This is a genomic window from Hydrogenophaga sp. (assembly GCF_011390835.1).
Classification (GTDB): Bacteria; Pseudomonadota; Gammaproteobacteria; order Burkholderiales; family Burkholderiaceae_C; genus Hydrogenophaga.
The window spans coordinates 1-4,675 of record NZ_JAABRQ010000055.1 but is presented as its reverse complement, the minus strand read 5'-3'; the positions used below and the strand labels follow the sequence as shown (position 1 = coordinate 4,675).

General features: G+C 63.7%; 4 protein-coding genes and 1 pseudogene. All 5 read left to right on the top strand.

The features are described 5' to 3' along the window. Window positions 1-364 (top strand): annotated as a pseudogene (locus tag GPT34_RS17480) (translational GTPase TypA); the annotation flags it as partial. Between the two features lie 43 nt (window positions 365-407). Further along, complete coding sequence (locus GPT34_RS17475) at window positions 408-1,472, top strand: DMT family transporter (RefSeq protein WP_291015255.1); 1,065 nt, start codon at window positions 408-410, stop codon at window positions 1,470-1,472. Next, entirely contained in the window at window positions 1,469-2,587 is a 1,119-nt protein-coding gene (locus tag GPT34_RS17470; RefSeq protein ID WP_291015253.1) for an enoyl-CoA hydratase/isomerase family protein, read from the top strand. The genes GPT34_RS17475 and GPT34_RS17470 overlap by 4 nt, the downstream gene beginning before the upstream one ends. A gap of 242 nt (window positions 2,588-2,829) precedes the next feature. Then, window positions 2,830-3,879, top strand: coding sequence for an ABC transporter substrate-binding protein (locus GPT34_RS17465; protein WP_291015250.1), 1,050 nt, complete (start codon window positions 2,830-2,832; stop codon window positions 3,877-3,879). A gap of 113 nt (window positions 3,880-3,992) precedes the next feature. After that, the coding region (locus tag GPT34_RS17460; protein ID WP_291015247.1) for an ABC transporter permease subunit at window positions 3,993-4,675 on the top strand (683 nt) is incomplete at its 3' end.

The window sequence follows — 4,675 nt, the reverse complement described above, 5'->3', positions numbered from 1 at the left end:
CAAGAACGGCGTGCTGATCTCCATGGACGACGGTGAAATCTTCACCTACGCCCTGGGCAAGCTGGACGACCGTGGCCGCATGTTTGTGCGCGCCAACGACCCGGTGTATGAAGGCATGATCGTCGGCATCCACAACCGCGACAACGACCTCGTGGTCAACGCCACCCGCACCAAGCAGCTGACCAACTTCCGCGTCAGCGGCAAGGAGGACGCGATCAAGATCACGCCGCCGATCGATCTCACACTCGAGTACGGCGTCGAATTTATCGAAGACGATGAGCTGGTCGAGATCACGCCCAAGAGCGTGCGCCTGCGCAAGCGCTTCCTGAAAGAGCACGAGCGCAAGCGCGCTTCGCGCGAGTAAGTCCCGGGCGTCGGGCCACGCGTCCGCGTCCCGCTGCACCGCCATGCCCAGCACTCGTTCGCTCAGCCACAGCCAGGCCGTCGTGATGATGGTGGTGGCTGCACTGCTGTGGTCGATCGCCGGTGTGGTCACGCGCCAGCTGGAGTCGGCGGTGCGCTTCGAGGTCACGTTCTGGCGCAGCGCCTTCAACGCGCTGTCGCTTCTGCTGATCCTGCCGCTGTGGCGGGCGTCCAACCGTTCGGCACATCGGGTGATGAGCCAGCCAGCGCCGGTGGCTAGGCGCTCCGCTCTGGCAGGTTGGCTGCACCGCCATTGGGGCCTGCTGCCCGAGGCGCCGGCTTTCTGGGTGTCCGGCCTGTGCTGGAGCGTGATGTTCACGGCCTTCATGGTGGGCCTGACCTTCACCAGCGTGGCCAATGTGCTCATCATCATGGCCATCGGTCCTTTGCTGACCGCGCTGCTGTCGCGGGTGGTCAGTGGCCAGACGCTGGCGTGGCGGGTCTGGATCACCATCGTGGTTGCTGGTCTGGGCATGGCTTACATGTACGGTGGGCAGATGCTGGCCCTGATGGCCAGCGACGAGGCCCAGGCGCACAACCTGATCGTGGGATCGCTGATCGCGCTGGGCGTGCCGGTTGCGGCTGCCATCAACTGGACGGTGGTGCAGCGCAGCCAGAACCAGGGCGAGCGCATCGACCTTGTGCCCTCGGTTTTGCTGGGTGCGGTGATCTCGTCGCTGGCGACGCTGCCTCTGGCCTTCCCATTTGCCGCCACCGGTAGCGATATCGCCTGGCTGGCGCTACTGGGCTTGTGCCAGCTCGCCATCCCGTGCATGTTGGCTGTGACCGCCGCGCGCGTGCTCAAGGCGCCTGAGGTGTCGCTGCTGGCATTGCTCGAGGTGGTTTTTGGCATCCTGTGGCCCTGGCTCTGGGCCAACGAGGCCCCGGGCAGTGAGGTACTCACCGGCGGCAGCGTCGTGCTGAGCGCGCTCGTGATCAACGAACTGCTGGGTTGGCGCTCGCGCGCCGAGATACCCCGCATCCAGGTGCTGGAGGCCGAAGCGGCCCGACCCACCAATCCCCCCCCATCCTCGGAGAAACCTGCATGACGACCGCTCCCACACCCTCGGCCCCTCAGGTGATCGCCGAGCTGCGCGGTCGGGTCGGCTGCATCACGCTCAACCGCCCCCAGGCGCTGAATGCCTTGTCATTGGCCATGATCCGCGAGCTCACGACCACGCTGATCGCCTGGCGAGACGACCCGATGGTGCTGGCGGTGGTGGTGCGCGGCATGGGCAAGGAGGGGCCGTTCGGCGCTTTCTGCGCCGGGGGCGACATCCGCTTTTTCCACCGCGCCGCGTTGGCTGGCGACCACGACCTCGAAGCCTTCTTCACCGAGGAGTACGCGCTCAACCACCTGATCCACACGTACGCCAAACCCTACATCGCCTTCATGGACGGCATCGTCATGGGCGGCGGCATGGGCATCAGCCAGGGCGCGAGCCTGCGGGTGGTGACCGAGCGCAGCAAGCTGGCCATGCCCGAGACCGGTATCGGCCTGTTCCCGGACGTGGGCGGCGGCTATTTCCTGAGCCGATTGCCGGGCCGCCTGGGCGAATACCTGGCCTTGACCGGTCGCGTGCTCAGCGGCGCCGAGGCCGTTGCGGTGGGTCTGGCCGATGCGCACATGGACAGTGGGCGGCTCGCAGGGCTTTGGCAGAGTCTGGGACAAACCCCGTACGAAAGCGGTGAGGCGGTTCAGCGCTGGTGCGAAAACCACACCCAGAAAACGCCTCCGCGGGCCGATGCGCTGGCGGCCGGCCCGCGTGCGCAGATCGATGCGGTGTTTGGGCTGGACAGCGTGGCCGCCATCGTGGCTGCGCTGGAAGCTGCGCCCGATGACTGGTCGCGCGAGACTGCGGCGACTCTGCGCCAGCGCTCGCCGCTCATGTTGCATGTGGTGCTGGAGCAGATTCGTCGTGCGCGCACCCTGGGCCTGGCCGACAACCTGCGTCTGGAGCGGGGTCTGGTCCACCATTGTTTCCACCTGCGCCCAGGCGCCGCAAGCGAAACCGTGGAAGGCATCCGTGCGCTGGCGATCGACAAGGATCACGCGCCGCGCTGGCATCCGGCGTCGATCGATCAGGTTAATCCAACGCAGGTCGCTGCGTTTTTTGACAGCCCCTGGGCTGGGGCTGATCACCCGCTCAGCGCGCTGAACTGAGCGGCTGCGCAGGCGCTTGGCTGCCACTTGAATTCGCATGCCGTTATATGAAAAGCAATAGAAGATTCACAGTTTATAGATAAAAGCTTATAATGCGAGGCTAAGTTCAACCCAACCTCCTGTTGGTTGAGCGGCTGGTCACTTGTTTGCAGCAGCGTTCGTTTTCCCCAGGTCGTTGGATGTGCTTCCGCATTCACCGACCCCGCGCGTCGGTGAAGTCCCCGACACGAAGGAGAAAACACATGAAGCCCACCCACTATTTCGCGCTCGCCACCCTCAGCGCCGCTGTCCTGCTGGCCGCTTGTGGCAAGAAGGAAGAAGCCCCTGTAGCGGCCGCCCCAGCGGCTGAAGCCGTGGCCCAGGCCTGCGGCAAAGTCACCGTAGCCAACATGAACTGGCAGTCGGCCGAAGTGCTGGCCAATATCGATGAGATCATCCTGAGCAGCGGCTACGGCTGTGAAGTCGAGCTGGTCCCGGGCGACACCATGCCCACCCTGACTGCCATGATGGAAAAGGGCCAGCCCGATGTGGCTCCCGAGGCTTGGGTGAACGCGGTTCGCCAGCCGCTGGACGCGGCCGTGAAAGAAGGCAAGTTGCACTATGGTGCGCTGGCGCTCAAAGATTACGGTATCGAAGGCTGGTGGATTCCGAAGTACGTGGCCGACGCCAACCCGGAAATCAAGACCATCGACGATGCGCTCAAGCACCCGGAATTGTTCCCTTCTGTTGAAAACAAGGGCAAGGGCGCGGTGCACAACTGCCCCTCCGGCTGGAACTGCCAGATCACCACGGGCAACGCCTTCAAGGCCTGGGACGCGGCCAAGAAGGGCTTTGTGCTGCTGGACACCGGATCAGCGGCTGGCCTGGACGGCTCGATCGCCAAGGCCTATGAGCGCAAGGAAGGCTGGCTGGGCTATTACTGGGCACCGACCTCCATCCTGGGCAAGTACGAGATGGTGAAGCTCGATGCCGGCGTGCCGCACGACAAGGAAGCCTGGGAAACCTGCAACTCCAAGACCGAATGCGACAACCCGATCAAGAGTGACTGGGCCCGCGCCGAGGTTTACACCGTCATCACCGATCGCTTCCAGAAGGTGGGTGGCCCGGCGGTGGATTACCTCAACACCCGGTCCTGGGGCAACGACACGGTCAACGGCCTGCTGGCCTGGATGAGCGACAACCAGGCCACCGGCGTCGATGGTGCCAAGCACTTCCTCAAGACCCAGCCCGAGATCTGGACCACCTGGGTGAGCCCGGAAGCCGCCGAGAAGATCAAGGCCTCGCTGCTTTGAACATTTCCTACTGAAGCGCTCCGGCTAAGCCGGGCTTGCCCATGGCGGCCGGGATTTCGAACCAATGGGTTCATGATCTCCGCGCCGCTTTTTTTCATCCATCAAGGAGTGCTATGTCCTGGTTGCAAGAATTTCCCTCCCTCGGGTCAGACACGCTGAGCGCCATGCGTCGCGCGATCGATGGTACTTTTCGCGATTTCACCCGCGCCTATGGCGAACCACTGGAGCGGCTGTTTGACCCGCTGCGCGACTTTCTCCTGTTTTCCGAGCGTCTGCTCACCCAGTCGCCATGGCCCATTGTCGTGGGCGTGATCGCTGCCATCGCCTGGTTCGCCTCGCGCTCAATCAAGATCGTGATCGGCACGGTGCTCACCCTGCTGGCCATCGGCTATTTTGGTATGTGGGACGACACCATGAAGACGATCTCGATGATCTTCGTGTGCACCGTTGTCGCACTTGCCCTTGGACTGCCCCTCGGCATCCTGATGAGTCGCTGGGACCGCTTGCAGAGGATCGTCAACCCGTCTCTGGATGTGATGCAGACCATGCCCAGCTTCGTCTACCTGATCCCGGTCGTGATGCTGCTGGGCATCGGCCGTGTACCCGGTCTGATCGCGGTGGTGATCTACGCGATTCCCCCGGTGATTCGCTTCACCAACCTGGGCATCCGCCTGGTGGACAAGGACCTTTTGGAGGCGGCCGATGCGTTTGGCTCCTCGGTCTGGCAAAAAATGAGCAAGGTGCAGCTGCCGCTGGCGCTGCCCACCATCATGGCGGGTGTGAACCAGACCATCAT